Genomic DNA, 16,648 nt, shown 5'->3' with positions numbered 1-16,648 from the left:
GATAATGCGCTCATGACGGAACCGCCCAGCACCCGTGTCACCAAGCGTGGTCGCCCCGGCTACGACCTGGAGTCCTTGCTCGCGGTGGCGGTCAAGCTGTTCAACGAGCGCGGGTACGACGGCACCAGCATGGAGGATCTGTCGCGCAAGCTGCAGATCACCAAGTCGGCGATCTACCACCACGTGCGCAGCAAGGACGAACTGCTGCGGCTGGCCGTCAACCGCGGGCTGGACGGCCTGTTCGCGGAAGCGGACAAGTTGGAGAGCATCGATGGCCGCGCCATCGACAAGCTCGAATACCTGGTGCGAGCCAGCGTCGGCGTGCTCGTCGACCAGTTGCCCTTCGTGACCCTGCTGCTGCGGATTCGCGGCAACACCAAGGTCGAGAAGGCCGCACTCGCCCGCCGGAGGGAGTTCGACCAGATCGTCGCCGACCTGGTGAGCAAGGCCGCCGCCGACGGCGACCTGCGCCCGGACGTCGAGCCCGCGACGGCAGCCCGCCTGCTGTTCGGCATGGTCAACTCACTGGTGGAGTGGTATCGCCCCCGTCAGGGAGCCGACGCGGAGTCGCTCGCCGACACGGTGGCGGCGGTCGCCTTCGACGGCCTCCGGGTCCGCAAGCAGGACTGACCGGCAGCACCGAAGATCGATCGGTTCGGACCAGATTCCCCGTTCGTTCTCACCGTTCCTCGGCACGATGCAAGGGAACCTTCCTGCCAGGGAAGTAGCAGGAAGGTTCCCTTGTGCGACGAAACGGCTCAAGAAGCTCCGATGCTCGTGAGCGAGCGGACCTCCATCTCGTCGGCGCGGTTCTCCTCGTCGCTCTCGCCAAGCAACGTGCCGATGTAGCCGAACAGGAAGGACGCCGGGATCGACACCAAACCGGGGTTGTTGAGCGGGAACCACGCGAAGTCGACGCCGGGCACGATCGATGTCGACGCACCGGACACGACCGGGGAGAAGATCACCAGCAGCAGGCAGGTTCCCAGTCCGCCGTAGATGCCCCACAGGGTGCCGCGCGTGTTGAACCGCCGCCAGTACAGCGAGTACAGCAAGGTCGACAGGTTCGCGGAGGCGGCGAACGCGAAGGCCAACGACACCAGGAAGGCGAGGTTCTGCCCGTTGACCAGGATGCCGCCGACGATCGAGGTGGCGCCGATGATCAGCGCGGTCAGCCTCGCCACCCGGATCTCGGAGTCCGGATCGGCCTGACCACCCTTGAAGACGTTCGCGTACACGTCGTGGGCGAACGAAGCGGACGCCGTCAACGTCAGACCGGCCACCACGGCGAGGATCGTGGCGAACGCGACGGCCGCGACCACTCCCAGCAACACGGTTCCACCGATCTTGTAGGCCAGCAGGGGCGCCGCGGAGTTCTCGCCGCCGGGAGCGGCCAGGATCAAATCCGTGCCGCTGACCGCACCCGAGCCGAAACCGATGACCAGCGTGCACAGGTAGAAGACCGACATCGTGACGGTCGCCCACACCACGGAACGCCTGGCCTGCAAAGCGTTGGGGACGGTGTAGAAGCGCATCAACACGTGCGGAAGGCCGGCAACGCCGAGGACCAGGGCCAACGACAACGAGACGAAGTCGAGCTTGGTGGTCGCATCCTTCCCGTACTGGGCTCCGGGAGAGAAAATTCGCTCTCCCAGCGGGTTCTTCTCCGCCGCGTGCTGCAGCAACGAGGTGATGCTGTAGCCGAACTTGCCCATCAGGAACAGCGTCATGAGCGCCACGCACAGCATCAGGGCAACCGCCTTGATGATCTGCACCCACGTGGTCCCCTTCATGCCACCGACGAGCACGTAGACGATCATCAGCACACCAACGGCTGTGATCACCAACGCCTGACCTCCGGCGCTGTGCACGTCGAGCAGGAGAGCGACCAGACTTCCGGCACCTGCGATCTGGGCGATCATGTAGATGAAGGAGATGACCATGGTCGATACCGCGGCGGCTGCGCGCACCGGGCGCTGCTTCATCCGGTAGCTGAGCACATCTCCCATGGTGAATCTGCCCGTGTTGCGCAGGAGTTCGGCGACGAGCAGCAGGTTCACCAGCCAACCGACCAGGAACCCGATCGAGTAGAGGAAGCCGTCGTAGCCGTGCACGGCGATAGCACCGGCGATGCCGAGGAACGACGCAGCCGAGAGGAAGTCGCCCGAGAGCGCGATGCCGTTCTGCGCGCCGGTGAACTGCGAGCCGGCCGCGAAGTAGTCGGTGGTGGATCCCGCGCTGCTGACCCGGTAGACGATGTACAGCGTGATCAGCACGAACGCAGCGAAGATGCTGATGTTGAGCATCGGGTTGGTGTCCATCACGGCCGCTCCTCTCCGGTGACGTTGCGGTAGAGCTCAGCTGCTCGCGGGTCGATCTCGTTCGCCGCGTATCGCAGGTAGAGAGCGGTGATGAGCAGTGTGCTGGCGAACTGGCCGACGCCGAGAACGAGCCCGATGTTGACCGCGCCGAAGAGCCGGATGCCCATGAAGTCCGGGAAGTACGCGGCGAGAACGACATAACCGACGTACCAGAGCAGGAACACCAGGGTCATCGGGAACGTGAACCTGCGGAGCTTCCCGCGCAATTCGCGAAACTCATTGCTCTGGGCGATGCGGTGGAAGTCGGGGCCCGCGTCGCCTGGGAGCGCGATGTCGGTGCGCCTGGCGGATTTGTCGATTTCACCGAAGGTCGCTTCGGTTTGTCGAGGGGGCGGCGGGGGCTGGGTGGCGTTGCGCATGCATCCTTCCAAGAAATCGGACAAACATCGACGCGTTCTCCGCCGATGCGCAAAGTCCCCCAACTTCGTCCGAACCCTTGGTGTTCTCGATCGTCATTGATCTCGAATTCCACAGGTTCGGTGACCGCACGACTTGCGATGCCAACCAGGGCGGAAGTCTAACGATCAATTCGAGCCACCTGGACCATGGCAGCGACACACCACACCTATTGATGAATCAAGCAGTCACTACGCGTAATTGCAGCAAGAGTGAACTCGTACCTTATCGAACGCCGGGCGGGAGCGAGACCGAACGGAGAGAGCCCCCACCGAAGCCGGTATTCGCTGCTCAGAGGCGAGATTAGGGGAGGATAACACGGTTCGAGCATGGGAACCTTCCTGTCATTTCCGGCCCGGAGGTCATCCGATCGGCCAGGTTCTCCCTATCGGGTGACTCAAGCTCTTCCGGTCTCTAGGGCAATGAACACGATCAGTGTCCAAAGTGCCCACCGATGCGGGCCCCACCCACGAAGATGATCTCCAATCTGGCGAATTCGCAGGTCAGGGCACTGGATTCAATCCAGGTAGTAGATCATTCCGGTGAGGTAGTGTTCTGCACGCCGACGACCGGTGCGAACAAATTTCGATGCCGCCGCGATCACCCCCGACATCGCAGGCCTTCGAATACCGCCGTCGAAGACCGCACGGCCACCCGCGAAAACCCCGAAACGCAGGCAGCGCCGCCAACCACGAATGACCTGCCGCGCACACCGAGGCGGGCCGGCCTGCCCACCACACGAACGCGCAGTTGGCGATGAAAGCTTCGACCGCGCGGGAAAGGACTGCGTCGTGAGCAGCGGAGTAGAAGACCCGCCCGCGAACGCGACCCGGGCATCCATGTGGTCGCGCGCCACATCTCGAATCATCACGTGGCACAACTGGAAGCTCCCGGTCAAGATCGCCGCTGTTGTACTCGTCCCGGTCATCTTCGCGATCGTGCTGGGCGTCCTGCAGATTCGCGGGCAGATCACCGAAGCCAACAACTACGAGCAGATGGACCGGGTCGTCTCAGCAGGCCGCGCGGTTCGCACTGCGGTCGACAGGCTCCAGGAAGAGCGGAGCCTGTCGGCCGAATTCCTGGTCCGCGGCCAGGTGACCGAAGCCGACGTGCACAACAGGTTCAACGCCTCCAACCAGGCGCTCGCAGAAGCCCAGCGGCTCCTGCGCGCCGCACCTGACAGCGCTGCGGTGCGATACGCCTCGCAGGAGACGGAGCGCCAGTCCACGGAGCTCGACCCGATCCGCAGGCTCGTGGAGGGCGGTCGCGCCGACCCCGGCATCACCGCCAACTCCTACACCGAGCTCATCGACGTGATGCTGGCGCTGGATCGCACCCTGATCAGCCAGATCTCGTCGTCGGAGCTGGTGGCCACCGCCACCACCGTGCACGAGCTGGCCAAGATCAGCGAAGAGGTGCAGCTGCAGCAGGCCCTGGTGCTCACCGGCCTGGCCCGGGACAGCTTCACCAGCGACAACCTCGCTCGTCTCGCAGCCAGCGAATCCCGACGTACCGCCGCGGTCAAGGAGTTCCGCGCTGCCGCCGATCCTCAGCAGCGGGTCCGCTACGACCAGCTCTACGCCAACCCCGAGGTACCGGCCCGGGAAACCTCGGTCCAGCTGGCCATGGCTGAGCAGGACAACACCGGGTCCAGTCTTTCCTCGCACCTGGTTTCGACCGCCACGTGGAAGAACCAGTCACGCACCGCAGCTCAAGCGCTCAACACGCTCCAGGGCGAGCTCGACCGCCAGTTGCACCAAACCGCGTTCACACTGCAGGACTCAGCGGGCAACCTCGCCGGTCTCTCGTCGGTCATCCTGCTGACCGCACTGCTGATCGCCGGCGCGATCGTGGTCATGGTCGCCAGGCATCTGCTCGGTTCGCTCGACCTCCTGCGTCACAGCGCGCTGGACACCGCCAACCACCAGCTGCCCACCGCGGTCGCCGACATCCGAGCCGGGCACGCGCCACAAACCGTCCGCCCGGTGCCGGTCGAGACCACCGACGAGGTCGGCGAAGTGGCCAGGGCCTTCGACGACGTGCACACCCAAGCCGTCAACCTCGCCTCCGAGCAGGCTGAACTGCGCAGGAGCTACAGCGACTCGTTCATCAACGTCTCGCGCCGCAGCCAAAGCCTGCTGGAACGCCAGCTGCGCCTCTTCGAACAGCTCGAACGCGACGAAGAGGACCCCGACCAGCTCGCGACGCTGTTCCAACTGGACCACCTCGCAACCCGGATGCGCCGCAACAACGAGAACCTCATGGTGCTCTCCGGTGCGGATCTGGCCAGGCGCTTCACCCGCCCCACCACGCCCGCGGACCTGCTGCGCGCAGCGGTGTCCGAAATCGAGCACTATCCGCGGGTCAACGTTCAGCAGCTGCCCGACACCAAGCTCGTCGGCTACGTGGCCAGCGACCTGGTCCGACTTCTCGCCGAACTCCTCGACAACGCTGCGAACTTCTCCGCACCGCACACCCAGGTCGCGGTGTCCGGACAACGGGGCGACGACGGCTCGCTGCGCATCGACATCGACGACGAAGGCATCGGCATGAACCCGGGCGAGCTCGCGGAGGCGAACGAGAGGCTCACCTCGGGCGAGGAGATCAAGCGGTCCACCTCCCGCCGCATGGGTCTGTTCGTGGTGGGCCGCCTGGCCCGCAGGCACGGCATCCGGGTGGAGCTGATGCCCGGTCAGGAGGGCACGGGAGTTCGCGTGTCCATGACGCTTCAGCCGGATCTGCTGGTCGACGACGTCTCCGTTCCCACGCCGCGCACCAACGGCGTTTACCGTCCCGGACACGACGACGACACGCTGATCAGGCAGTTCGACTGGGAAGCGGCCGAGCAGGACGCAATCAGCAACCCGCCCACCCACAACGGGTTCCACCTCTTCCGGAGCACCGGAGAGGACGCCGCGGACAGCTCGCCCAACGACCTGTTCAACGCCCACGAGCTTTCGACGGAACCGCCGCCTGCGATGGAGGTTCCCGAGACCGCGGAGTCGATCCTCGACGAGCTCTCCTCGGCGTGGTTCCTGGAGCGGGAGGACGGTGACCCCGACGCGGAGCCCGAACTCCGCTGGCCGGAAGGAACCGAGGACGGCCCGAACACCGAGGTCATCGCTGTTGTGAGGACAGAAGAGGCGGCGCCGTCCTCCGATGCCGCTCCCGCCGCGAACGGTGCTGAAGCTCGCGACTGGAACTTCGCCAGCGACGACGTCAAGCAGCGCGCTGAAGAGGTCGCGGCGGCTGAGCCGACCGATTTCACCTCCGCCGGTCTGCCCCAGCGGGTTCCGCTGGCGAACCTCGTGGCCGGCAGCGCTGACCGGGTGGACGACGCCGAGGCTCGTCCCGCACGTGATCCGAACCTCGCGCGGGGCCGGCTGGCGAGCTTCCAGGCGGGCGTCCAACGCGGCCGCCACCGCTTGAACCAGGCTTCGCACGCTGCGGGCACCAACGCGGAAGAGTCCACCATCGCGCGTCCGGAGCCGATCGAGAGCGAGAGCTCCGAGGTGACCGAGTCGCCGGAGATCGGTGAAGCCGAGCAGTACACGCCCTCGGGTCTGCCGCGGCGGACCCCCAGAGCCCAGCTGGTATCGGGATTGACCACCGATTCGGCTGCCACACCACCGCGCGACGCCGATGTGATGCGCGGCAGGCTGGCCAGCTTCCAACGCGGTGTCCGCGAAGGCAAGCACAGCCTTCGCGACCCACAACCGTCAACGGATGAGTCCCGGTGAACCCCGAATCAGTTAGGAGGAAAGGAGGCGCCATGAACGCCCAAAATTCCCAGCCGAGCCAGTTCGGTTGGCTCGTCACGGACTTCACCGAGCGAGTCCCCGGTGTCGCCCACGCAGTCGTCGTCTCGGCTGATGGTCTGCTGCTGACCGCCTCGGCGAAGCTCCCGACCGACCGCGCGGATCAGCTCGCGGCAGTCGCGTCCGGGCTGCTCAGCCTCACCCAGGGTGCGGCCCGGTGCTTCGAGGCCGGCGCGGTCACGGAGACCGTCGTCGAGATGGAGCGCGGCCTGATGCTGCAGATGGCGATCAGCGATGGCTCCTGCCTGACGGTGTTGGCGGCTCCCCAGTGCGACATGGGTCTGATCGCGTACGAGATGACCCTGCTGGTCGAACGCGTCGGCCAGATCCTCACGCCGGAGTTGCGTTCTCAGTTGCAGGGAACGAACCGAGTGATGACCGGACAGTCGGTGTGAGGCGAATATGAGCGAAGGTCCGGACCCGACTGGGCAACACCGGCGCTCCACCGACTTGCCGGAAAGCGACAGCGTTGCGGAGGTCTTCAACCGGTTCACCCTGGACAGTGGTCGCCGCGGGTGGCGTCGGAAACGTGCGCAGAAGGACCCCGGACCGCAGGAGGCCAAGCCCGAGCCGACGCCGAGCGAACCTGCTTCCCCAGCAGGTCCGCCATCGTCCAACGCACCCGGGATGGAGGCGCCGTGGCCCCCCACCGATGGCCCAGGTGCCCCGGCACCGAGTCGTGAGTCCGGTTCGCCGAGTGCACGGGATGCGTCGCCGGCCGGTGAAACGATGTCCACCTCTATCCGCCCGTACGCGTGGACCGGTGGTCGGACCAGGTCCAACCACCACCTGGAGTTGGAAACGCTCGTCTCGGCGAGCGAGTTCTGCACGCCGGAACGGTTGCGGCGCACCGAGCACCACTCGATCTCCGAGATCTGCCAGCACCCGAGGTCGATCGCGGAGGTCGGGGCAATGCTGGGCGTCCCTTTCGGGGTGGCCAAGGTGTTGGTCGGTGACATGGCGGATCTGGGGCTGATCACGGTGCACGAGACCGTCAGTGACAACAGCAGCTCGTCGCACTTCCTGCTGATGGAACGGGTTCTGAGTGGACTCCGCCGGCTCTGACTCCGCGAGCGCGCCGATCCCTTTCGCAGCGCGCCGAACGCAGAAATCCAGCCTTGACTTGATGACTGAAGTGGGCAGACATGAATCCTGATACGCAAGCCCGACCTGGATCCCCCCGCAGGTCCCCGAGCACCACCTCGGCGAAGATCGTCGTCGCCGGTGGTTTCGGAGCCGGCAAGACCACTTTCGTCGGTTCAGTGTCGGAAATCGTGCCGCTGACCACCGAGGCGGTCATGACCGAAGCCAGCCACGGCATCGATGACCTGCACGCCACCCCGAACAAGCAGACCACGACCGTGGCCATGGACTTCGGCCGCCTGTCCCTCGATTCGGACCTGATCCTCTACCTGTTCGGCACTCCAGGGCAGCACCGGTTCTGGTTCATGTGGGATGACCTCGTCCGCGGCGCGATCGGCGCGGTCGTGCTCGTCGACACGCGTCGGCTCGCCGACTGCTTCTCGGCCATCGACTTCTTCGAGGACCGGAACCTCCCCTACATCATCGGACTCAACTGCTTCGACGGAAACCTCAACCACCGCGTGCAAGAGGTCCGCGAAGCCATGGCGATCCCCGAAGACGTCCCGATCGTCACCTGCGATGCCCGAAACCGGGAGTCCACCAAGCAATCTCTGATCCGGCTGGTCGAATACGCCATGAAGTGGTGGATGCAGAAGCATCCGGAGGAGCAAGGGAGCCTTTCGGCCAGCCGCTGAGCGCGATTCTCGCGGTGGGTGTGGGAGCGCTTCCAGCCTCGTCGAGTTGGCAGGAACGTTCCCATACCCGCCCGGGTCCCGGATATGCACCCGTTCAGGCGATGCCGACACACGCATCTTCCGGGCCTGCTTCACGGATTTTTCGCCCTGCATGCGGATAGTTCTGGGCATGCAGAAAACGATCGCGGCCAAAGCAGTCGCTCTGAAACTCCCTCGACGCGTGTACCGGGTCAGCGAACTCGCAAAGCTCGGGATCAGCCAGTCCAAGGCCTACCGCTGGGCTCGTGCTGACGGCCCGTGGACTCGCTTGGCGCCAGGGATCGTGCTCGTGGCTCCTGGCCCGGTGACGGTGCGGGACCGCATCGACGCCGCTCTGCTTCGAGCTGGTCCGGACGCGATGCTCACCGGGCTGCACGCCGCTCGAATGCACGGCTTGAAGTCACCGCCGGAATCGGCGGACATTCACGTGCTCATCCCGCATCGCCAGAAGATCCAGAGCTACGCCGGAACGAGGTTCGAGCGGACCATCCGCCCGCCCAAACCCATCTACATCGATGGGATCCCGGTGGCTCCGCCGGTGCGCGCGGTGATGGACGGCGCACGGACCTTCCTCTCGGCGGCCCTGACCCGGCAGGTGCTGTTCGAGGCGATCAGGGCTGAGAACCTCTGCCGCTTCGAAGAACTGGTCGCCGAGATGGAGAGCGGCAGTCGCCGGGGAACGGCCCTACCGCGCGCGATGCTGCGCTCCTACACCTTCGGCACGGCGCCACCGCATGACCTCCTGCGGGTGGCTGCCCGTTCATCTGCGGTCCATCCACCGCCCGTCTTGCGGCGGGACCGTCGTTCGTTGTTGAGCGCGGGCCGGCTGCTCGGTCGCGCCTTCCTCAGAACACTGGCGCCGAGTCCGTGATGCCGAATCTGTGATCGTCTGCCGGTCTTCCCGCGATGTCGACTGGGCGTCCCGCAGGCACGGGATCGGCGCTGGGAAGCCAATCGCGGGCGACCCGCCAGGCGGTGTCGATCAAGGCGCTCGAGTGCGCGAACGAGTAGGGCGAGAGTCCGACGATGGAAGGAGCAGGCACCACGTACAACTCACAACGCGCGGCGTTGACCTGCATGTCCAATCGGGCTGCCGACACCATCGCCGCGCCGAGAGCGGCACCGTTGACACCGCCGATCGAGCGCGGCGGCGTCTTCGGTGGTGGCCAGGTGGCGATCGAACCGATCCCGCGCCGCCGGTCTGGGTTGAACTCGAACGGCTCCGTACCGCCGCAAGGCAGCACGAACACCCGTTGCGCTCCCTGCTCGACCGCGCGGCTGATCGGCATGAAGGCCGTCGGACCGCCATCCACCAGCCAGCGTCCACCTACCTCGACAGGGGGAAACATCCCGGGAATCGAGCACGATGCCACCAGTGGCGGCAGTGCCGGGCCGTCCTCGAAGTAGACGGCTTCACCGGTGTCGAGATCGGTCGCGGTCACGGTCAGCGGGATCGCGGCCTGCTCCAACCTGCGGAAGGGCAGGGTCTCGTGCAGCCAGCGGGCGAGTCCTTGGTTGCCCATGACGTGATTGGACAGGCCTAGCTTGCCCGCGAGGATTCTGGTGGGCTGGATCGGGAACACGTCCGCCCGGCGCATCGACTTCCAGATCTCGCGCAGCTTGTCGACTCCGCTGGGGGTGGGATCACCTGCCAACCACGCCGCGTTGAGCGAGCCTGCGGAGGTTCCGACGACGAGATCGGGCTCGATGCCGGACTCGAACAGTGCTGTTGCCAAACCTGCCTGGATGGCCCCGAAGGTGGATCCGCCGGGCATGACCCATGCTGTGCGCATCAGCTCGTCCCCCTCTCCGTCTCATCTCTGCGCAAGAGTAACGAGGAACACGGTATCCGCAGCTCAGGCGTCGCCGGGGTCACCTCGTCGACGCTGGCGCTTGACCTCTGATCGTCGCTTCTTGCCGGCGAGACGTCGCCTTTGCGAGCCCTTGGTCGGCTTGGTGGGCCGACGCTTCGCCGGGGGTGGTGCGACGGCGGAGGCCAGCACTTGAGCGAGACGCTCTCGAGCTGCCTGGCGGTTGGCCAGCTGAGCACGATGCTCGGATGCGGTGATCGTGAGCACGCCGTCAACGAGGCGGTTGCCGAGCCTCTCCAGTGCGCGAGCGCGCAGGTTCTCGGGAGCGGAGGGCGACCCTGCCAGGTCGAACGACAGCTCGACTCGGGAGTCGGTGGTGTTGACGCCTTGGCCGCCTGGTCCGGAGGACCTGGAGAAGCGTTCGGAGAGTTCCGCGGGCGGAATGCTCCAGCTTCTCGTGATGGACAGGTCGTCGGGCATGCCCCCAAGCATGCCGTACGCGCTGGGCCCGGCACAGCGGTGGCCAGGACCGCCGGTGCTGGGCCCCTCCCGGCCTGCTCGTTGACAGAAAGGGGCCCAGGCTGCCCGGATCAGTCGTGAGCGGGCCGCCAGCCCGAGACACCGCCGGGCACCGGTGCGTCCGAGGCGTACGGGGTGCGGGTGAAGATGAAGGTGTTCAGGTTCAGGTGGTTGGGCGTGCCATCGGCATCTCGTCCGATGCGCAGGGTTTCACCCGCGTAGTACCCGTCCAGGCCCGTCCAGGTGCCGTCGCCGTTGGGGTGGAACCGTGAAGCCCTTCCTCGCCGTCCGTGGCCGGGCCGGAGGTCGAGCAACCCGTTGCTGAGCACGCGCAGCACGTGCGGCGAGGGACCCCAGTACCACTCGCCGGTCAGTTCCAGCAGGCCCATGTCGACATCAGGCTGGGGGCTCCACGGGTCCGGGATGCGCGGTTCGTGCTCGGACAGCGCGTCGAGCAGGTCCGTGCCGAGCGCCCCGGAGACGCCGGCTGTCGTGTTGGCCATGAAGATGACTGCTTCGCGCTCCGCGGGGTCGGCCCACACGCTCGCGAGGAAGCCCGGCATCGAACCGCTGTGACCGGCCAGACAGCGCTTGTTGTGCCGGAGCAGCTGGAGACCGAGCCCGTAGCCGGCACGCCATTCCAGGCCGTCGTCGACCGATCCGGGAACGCGCATTTCGGCCACCGTGTCCGGGTGCAGCACCTCGCCGGTGTCACCCAGGACGAATCGGGCCCACCGGGCCATGTCGTCGAAGGTCGACCACAGCTGGCCTGCGGGTGCCATCGCTCCCGCGTCTTCAGCAGGCTCGTCCAGCACCACGTCCGCCCACGGGTGCACGGCCAGGCCCTGCGCGTGGGGCGCGACGGGCATCAGCGTGGTTCGCCGCATCTCGAGGGGACGCAGGATTTCGCGGTCCATGACCTCGTGCCACGCGGCGCCGCGAATCCTGGCGACGAGTTCACCCAGGATTCCGAAACCCACGTTGGAGTAGTGGAACTGGTGACGGGGGGTGGGCCGCAGCGCGCTGTCGTCGATGGTGGCGAGGAATTCCTCGGGACTCCCACCTGGCGTGCGTTCCCACCACTGGCCTGCGGACTCGGCGGTCAGCCCGCTGCACTGGCTGAGGATCTCGCCGACGCTGCGGTTTCCCAACGCCGTGCCGGGCAGGTGGTCGTCGAGCTTGTCGGCCAGGTCGAGACGACCTTCGTCGCGCAGCCGCATGACGAGAACACCCACGAATGTCTTCGTGATCGACCCGATCCGGTACTGGGTGTCCGTCGTGGAAGGTGTTCCGTTCACCAGGCCGCGGGAATCGACCCAAGCCGTCTCCCCGTCGCGCAAGACACCGGCGATCAAGGACGGAACGCGGTTTTCATTCTGCTCCAGGGCCAGTCGTCGCAGCAGCACGCGCTGGGTGGAGGGCAGCAGACTCGTCACCATGGCCTCAATGCTTTCACGTCAAAGAGCGTGCGCACGCGAATTTGGTGTTCGGCCCGACCGATGTGGAACAACGGTTCCCCTCCACCGTTCACACCTTGCGGCTGCGCCGCTGGACTCCCTGGCTGATCCCCTGCTTGACCGCTTCGAACCGCACGGGCAGTTTCCCGATCATGATCAGCACGAGGATGAGCAGCACGAGCACGATCCAGCCGCTCCACCCCAGCAAACCAACACTGGCGTTGTCGACCGGATGACCGGCCTGGCTGAAGACGAGCGCCATGGTCCCCGCGGAGTTGAGGAATCCGTGCGCGATCGCGGCCGGCCACACGCTGTCGGAAGCCAAGCGCAACCAACTCAGCAAGACCCCGACCAGCACGCAGAAGCAGCCCATCATCAGGAACGACACCACGATCGGAACCGTCGGGTAGTTGTAGCCGAGGAGCAGGATCGGCGCGTGCCACAAGCCCCACAGGACTCCGGTGACGAGGAAGGCCCCGGGTTGCCCGAGCGGGAGCAACGCCTTGACCAGGTAGCCACGCCAGCCGAGTTCTTCACCTAGCGCGAGCAGCGTGTGAACCCAGCCGAGAAGGAACATCTGGCCGAGCTGACTCGCCGCGAGGGTTGCCGGCGCCGTCTGGTTCTGCTCGCCGACCACGGTGGTGCCTGCCTGCTCCGCGAGGCCGGAGAACCCGGTCCAGTCGGCTTCGTAGACGCCGAGCAGGTAGCCGACGAGCAGTGCGAGCAACGCGGCCAGCAGCGGTCCTGCGCAGCCCAGGATCGCGTAGGGCCACCACTTCTTGATGCCGGCGGCCGTGGTGATGCCCAGTTTTCGCCATGGCTCGCGGCTGGGGCTGATCCACTTGTTGACCACCACCGCCGCAACGGCGGGCATGAACATCATGAGGGTGAGGGCGACCGGCGCCCATTCCCACGACAGACCTTCGCCCGTCAGCCAGAGCGGCGCGCTCAACAACCAAGCGGGCAGGTAGGCGAGAACGACGAACCAGACGGCGCCGCGAACATCCACTCGATCATGTCCAGAGACCACCCTGGCATTTTGCCAACGAATTCTGAGTTATCGCTGAGCACACCCCACGAATGACGATGGGGACCTTCCTGCCAATCGAAGTGGCAGAAAGGTCCCCATGCTCACGTCAGATCAGGGCGCGGGTGGCCCTGCGGGTGTTCCCGGTAGTTGCGCGGTCGGAAGACCGCTGTGGATCTTGGTCATCGCGTCGAACCACGTTCGCGCTGGCACCTTGCCGCCGTAGATGTTGCCGTCCCCGCACAGGTAGGGCGGTGAATTGCCGCCACCATCGCAGATGCCCTGCGGACGCTTGCCGTCGGAGTAGGTCAGGACGGCACCGGCCATCTGCGGCGTAGCGGCCATGAAACCTGCGGACTTGTGCTCCTGCGTCGTGCCGGTCTTACCGATCATCGGGCGTGCCCATTGCACCTCCTGCGCCGCCGCGCGGGAGGTTCCCTCGGTGTCGTCCTTGCTCAAGCCTTGGGCGAGGGCGGTCGCGACGGCCGGCGACACGGCCTGCTCACAGGGTTGTTCGTTGAGCTGCACCGGGTTGCCGTAGCGGTCCCTGACCTCCTCGATCGGCGTCGGCGGGCAGTAGACGCCGTCGCTCATGACCGTGGCGGCGACGTTCGACAGCTCCAGCACACTGGTCGGCGTGAAGCCGAGCGTGAAGGACCCGTTGTTGCGCCGCTTGATCGAGTCTCCCAGCGAAGGCCCGTTGGATCCGTCGTCCTTCAACGTCGAACCCAGCGAGTTGACGCCGTTGATGCTCTTGCGCATGCCGAGTTTGGCGGCCATGTCGACGGCGTTGTTCAGGCCCGCGCGCTCCAGCAACGCCACGAACGCGGTGTTCGGCGAGGTCGCCAGCGCGCTCTGCAGCGTCCTCGGCCCCGGCCTGACTCCGTCGGCGTTGTGCACCGTGTAGGGCGCCAAGCCGTTCTTGTAGACGCGCGACGTGTAGCTGGCCGGAACGTCGATCGTGTCGTAGATGCTCATGCCGCGTTCGATCGCGGCAGCAGCGGTGAAGATCTTGTAGATCGACCCGGCGCCGAAGGGCTGCACTCGGCTGACGATGTCGTAAGCCGTCTGCCCCTTGCTGGGGTCATTGCCGAAGTCGCGGTTGGCGACGAGTGCGCGGACCTTGTGCTTGTCCTTGCCCGGTTCGACGACCGACATGGCGTTGGCGATGCCTTCGGTCTGGGTCGGGACCTGCTTCTGCGCGGCCTGCTTGGCAGCATCGGACGCGGTGCGGTCCAGCGTCGTGCGCACCGTGTATCCGCCGACCTTGAGCCTGTCGGTGTCGATGCCGTAGCGCTCGAGGTAGTCGCGGACGTAGGTGCAGAAGAAGCCGTCGGTCGTGCCGTCACCGATGCCGACGCAGCCGTTCGGCGGCCGCCCCAACGGCGACAGAACGCCCAAGGGCTCCTGCTTGGCGATCTCGGCGTCTTCCTTGGTGATGCGGATGTCGTTGTTGGCGTCCGCCATCAGGTCGATGACCAGGTTCCGCCGCGCCAGCGCGTCCTGCGGGTTGCTGTTGGGGTTCAGGGACCCCGGTTGGTTGACCACCGCGGCCAGCAGCGCGGACTGGGCGATCGTCAGCTTGTCGGGAGTGGTGCCGAAGTACGTCTGCGAAGCGGCACCGACCCCGAAGGTCTGGTTGCCGAAGGGCACCACGTTGAGATAGCCGGTGAGGATCTCTTCCTTCGACATGGTGCGTTCGAGCTCGACGGCGATCTTGGCTTCGCGGAGCTTCCGGGCAACCGTGGTCTCCTTGGCCTGCTCGGCCTCCAGCTCGGTGGTAGCCGCGACATGCACCAGGTAGTTCTTCACGTACTGCTGGGTGATCGTCGACGCGCCCTGCGCGGTCTCGCCGCTACCGATGTTGGTCGCGAGAGCGCGGATGGTGCCGTGCCAGTCGACGCCGCCGTGATGCCAGTAGCGCTTGTCCTCGACCGCTGTGATGGCGGCCTTCATGGTGTCGGCGACCTGATCCGGCCGGGTTTCGACCCGGTAGTCCCGGAAGAAGTAAGCGATGGGCTTGCCGTTGCGATCGGTGACGGTCGACACCTGCGGCATTTCGCGCTTGGCAAGCGAACTCGACATCTTGGACATGGCATTGGTGGTCTGGTTGACCATCGCCCCAGCCCCGGTCGCAACGGGCAGCAGCAACGCCGCCACGAGTACGCCGGCTAGGACGCACAGTCCGAACATCTTCAACAGCACGCCGCTGCGCACGCCAGCCCCTATCACCAAAGTGTTCGCAAGATCCAGCCGCCGGCCAGGACGCGGTGCGAACCGATGCTCCCGCTCACCGATCCGAGCTACGGAAAGAACCACCAGCTTCCACTGCGCGGAAGCTCTCTGCATCCATTTCGCGTCGCCGCCAACCAGTTCGTTGATATCACACCGAGCCGAACGCCCCGCGCGCTGCCGGGCAACTGAATTCAACTCGAAACCGACACGGAGACGGTTCATTTAACTACACTTCGTGACAGAACGGTTCCCCTGATCGCGGAGGACTCATGACCGACCCGTTTCTGGACTCGTTGGCCACGGCCTTGGGCGGGCAAGCCGCCACCGCTCTGGGGGCGGCCGGAACGATGGCTTTGGCGAAGGTCCGCGAACTGCTACGACGCAGGTCTCAGCAGGATCCCGAGACCCACGCCGCCTTGGAAGCGGCCGAGAGCGAGAGCGCGGGACCGGCTCAGATCACCGCGTTGGCAGAGCGCCTGGACAAGCTGTGCGCGGAGGACGAGGAATTCGCCGGCGAGCTCCGGCACGAGGGCGCGGCCGTGCACAACGACATCACGGCCTCGAACAACGTCGTCAACATCAACACCGGACAGGTCGGAAATCTGGTGCAAGCCCGCGAGATCAACGGCGGGATCACCTTCAACTAGCGCGCTGATCCGATTCGTTGAGCCCGGCCAAGTATCGGTTGTACTCGGCGAGTTCCGGATCTTCCTCGGTGTCGACCGGCGGCGCGGGAGGCGGGACCAGCGGCCTCCTCCGCCGCTGTTCCGGCTCTTCGGAGGCCTCCACTGAGCCCTCGTCCTCCGCCTCGGGTTCGACCTCGGCATTGACGTCCGGCTCGCCCTCTCCTCGCTGTTGCGCGCGATCCATTCGGATCAGCTTGATCCAGAGGAAGATCGTGAAGGCTCCGAACAGCGGCCACTGCAGCGCGTAGCCGAGGTTCTGGAAGCTCCCTCCAGCATCATGCGCACGATCCCACTGCCACACGGCGAGGAAGCCGGTGGCGATCGTGGCCACGATGAACAGCGCATGCAGAAGCAGCCATCGTGGGGTCAACAGGCTGCGCAACACGCGTCCGATTCTAGGTGCTCGCGCCGGACCACGATGTCCGGCATCTCCAACCGCAGCTCCCTCTCGCTCCACGTCAGCAACTCCTGTGTCCAACAGCACAGGCGGTCCGGACCGTG

At 65.9% G+C, this 16,648-nt stretch carries 15 protein-coding genes; 7 read left to right on the top strand and 8 right to left on the bottom strand.

What is annotated here, in order from left to right:
- The first annotated feature begins 12 nt into the window (after positions 1 to 12).
- The gene (locus ACYVF3_RS17315) at positions 13 to 630 is read left to right on the top strand and encodes a TetR/AcrR family transcriptional regulator (RefSeq protein ID WP_461155258.1); all 618 of its coding nucleotides are present in this window, start codon (positions 13 to 15) and stop codon (positions 628 to 630) included.
- Between the two features lie 128 nt (positions 631 to 758).
- On the opposite strand, the gene ACYVF3_RS17310 is transcribed toward ACYVF3_RS17315, so the two are convergent.
- Both ACYVF3_RS17310 and ACYVF3_RS17305 read right to left on the bottom strand, forming a co-directional pair.
- Positions 759 to 2,321, bottom strand: a complete 1,563-nt coding sequence (locus tag ACYVF3_RS17310) for a solute symporter family protein (RefSeq protein WP_461155257.1) — start codon at positions 2,319 to 2,321, stop codon at positions 759 to 761.
- On the bottom strand, positions 2,321 to 2,740 hold the full coding sequence (locus ACYVF3_RS17305; RefSeq protein WP_461155256.1) for a DUF485 domain-containing protein: 420 nt from the start codon (positions 2,738 to 2,740) through the stop codon (positions 2,321 to 2,323). The genes ACYVF3_RS17310 and ACYVF3_RS17305 overlap by 1 nt, the downstream gene beginning before the upstream one ends.
- Positions 2,741 to 3,568: 828 nt before the next feature.
- Between ACYVF3_RS17305 and ACYVF3_RS17300 the strand changes: the two genes are divergently transcribed.
- The 5 genes from ACYVF3_RS17300 (at position 3,569) to ACYVF3_RS17280 (ending at position 9,283) form a co-directional block, all read left to right on the top strand.
- On the top strand, positions 3,569 to 6,517 hold the full coding sequence (locus tag ACYVF3_RS17300) for a sensor histidine kinase (RefSeq protein ID WP_461155255.1): 2,949 nt from the start codon (positions 3,569 to 3,571) through the stop codon (positions 6,515 to 6,517).
- Between the two features lie 32 nt (positions 6,518 to 6,549).
- Positions 6,550 to 6,990 carry a roadblock/LC7 domain-containing protein gene (locus tag ACYVF3_RS17295; protein WP_461155254.1) on the top strand — a complete coding sequence of 147 codons (441 nt, stop codon included), beginning with the start codon at positions 6,550 to 6,552 and terminating at the stop codon, positions 6,988 to 6,990.
- A gap of 334 nt (positions 6,991 to 7,324) precedes the next feature.
- Complete coding sequence (locus tag ACYVF3_RS17290) at positions 7,325 to 7,660, top strand: DUF742 domain-containing protein (protein ID WP_246110141.1); 336 nt, start codon at positions 7,325 to 7,327, stop codon at positions 7,658 to 7,660.
- Positions 7,661 to 7,740: 80 nt separating this feature from the next.
- Positions 7,741 to 8,373 (top strand): GTP-binding protein, encoded by a 633-nt coding sequence (locus ACYVF3_RS17285; RefSeq protein WP_461155253.1) that lies wholly within the window; start codon positions 7,741 to 7,743, stop codon positions 8,371 to 8,373.
- A gap of 46 nt (positions 8,374 to 8,419) precedes the next feature.
- A complete protein-coding gene (locus ACYVF3_RS17280; protein WP_461155252.1) occupies positions 8,420 to 9,283 on the top strand; it encodes a hypothetical protein in 864 nt (287 codons plus the stop codon).
- Here the strand turns inward: ACYVF3_RS17280 and ACYVF3_RS17275 are convergent.
- The 5 genes from ACYVF3_RS17275 to ACYVF3_RS17255 form a co-directional block, all read right to left on the bottom strand.
- Positions 9,258 to 10,205, bottom strand: a complete 948-nt coding sequence (locus ACYVF3_RS17275; protein ID WP_461155251.1) for a patatin-like phospholipase family protein — start codon at positions 10,203 to 10,205, stop codon at positions 9,258 to 9,260. The genes ACYVF3_RS17280 and ACYVF3_RS17275 overlap by 26 nt on opposite strands.
- Positions 10,206 to 10,268: 63 nt before the next feature.
- A complete protein-coding gene (arfB, locus tag ACYVF3_RS17270; protein WP_461155250.1) occupies positions 10,269 to 10,703 on the bottom strand; it encodes an alternative ribosome rescue aminoacyl-tRNA hydrolase ArfB in 435 nt (144 codons plus the stop codon).
- A gap of 110 nt (positions 10,704 to 10,813) precedes the next feature.
- On the bottom strand, positions 10,814 to 12,181 hold the full coding sequence (locus ACYVF3_RS17265; RefSeq protein WP_461155249.1) for a serine hydrolase domain-containing protein: 1,368 nt from the start codon (positions 12,179 to 12,181) through the stop codon (positions 10,814 to 10,816).
- An 88-nt stretch (positions 12,182 to 12,269) separates the two neighbouring features.
- Entirely contained in the window at positions 12,270 to 13,208 is a 939-nt protein-coding gene (locus ACYVF3_RS17260) for a CPBP family intramembrane glutamic endopeptidase (RefSeq protein ID WP_461155248.1), read from the bottom strand.
- Between the two features lie 132 nt (positions 13,209 to 13,340).
- Positions 13,341 to 15,443, bottom strand: coding sequence for a transglycosylase domain-containing protein (locus tag ACYVF3_RS17255; RefSeq protein WP_461155247.1), 2,103 nt, complete (start codon positions 15,441 to 15,443; stop codon positions 13,341 to 13,343).
- 287 nt (positions 15,444 to 15,730) lie between these two features.
- On the opposite strand from ACYVF3_RS17255, the gene ACYVF3_RS17250 reads away from it, so the two are divergent.
- On the top strand, positions 15,731 to 16,108 hold the full coding sequence (locus ACYVF3_RS17250; RefSeq protein ID WP_461155246.1) for a hypothetical protein: 378 nt from the start codon (positions 15,731 to 15,733) through the stop codon (positions 16,106 to 16,108).
- Here the strand turns inward: ACYVF3_RS17250 and ACYVF3_RS17245 are convergent.
- A complete protein-coding gene (locus tag ACYVF3_RS17245) occupies positions 16,101 to 16,532 on the bottom strand; it encodes a hypothetical protein (RefSeq protein WP_461155245.1) in 432 nt (143 codons plus the stop codon). The genes ACYVF3_RS17250 and ACYVF3_RS17245 overlap by 8 nt on opposite strands.
- Positions 16,533 to 16,648: the final 116 nt, after the last annotated feature.

Source organism: Saccharopolyspora tripterygii, from assembly GCF_054778355.1.
Note: the sequence above shows the minus strand (reverse complement) of the source record. Positions and strands in the feature narration are given on the sequence as shown.

Coding starts and splice junctions, on each gene's coding strand:
- ACYVF3_RS17265 (WP_461155249.1), bottom strand. CDS start 12,181: ATGGTGACGAGTCTGCTGCCCTCCACCCAGCGCGTGCTGCTGCGACGA.
- ACYVF3_RS17275 (WP_461155251.1), bottom strand. CDS start 10,205: ATGCGCACAGCATGGGTCATGCCCGGCGGATCCACCTTCGGGGCCATC.
- ACYVF3_RS17310 (WP_461155257.1), bottom strand. CDS start 2,321: ATGGACACCAACCCGATGCTCAACATCAGCATCTTCGCTGCGTTCGTG.
- arfB (WP_461155250.1), bottom strand. CDS start 10,703: ATGCCCGACGACCTGTCCATCACGAGAAGCTGGAGCATTCCGCCCGCG.
- ACYVF3_RS17305 (WP_461155256.1), bottom strand. CDS start 2,740: ATGCGCAACGCCACCCAGCCCCCGCCGCCCCCTCGACAAACCGAAGCG.
- ACYVF3_RS17295 (WP_461155254.1), top strand. CDS start 6,550: ATGAACGCCCAAAATTCCCAGCCGAGCCAGTTCGGTTGGCTCGTCACG.
- ACYVF3_RS17290 (WP_246110141.1), top strand. CDS start 7,325: ATGTCCACCTCTATCCGCCCGTACGCGTGGACCGGTGGTCGGACCAGG.
- ACYVF3_RS17285 (WP_461155253.1), top strand. CDS start 7,741: ATGAATCCTGATACGCAAGCCCGACCTGGATCCCCCCGCAGGTCCCCG.
- ACYVF3_RS17315 (WP_461155258.1), top strand. CDS start 13: ATGACGGAACCGCCCAGCACCCGTGTCACCAAGCGTGGTCGCCCCGGC.
- ACYVF3_RS17250 (WP_461155246.1), top strand. CDS start 15,731: ATGACCGACCCGTTTCTGGACTCGTTGGCCACGGCCTTGGGCGGGCAA.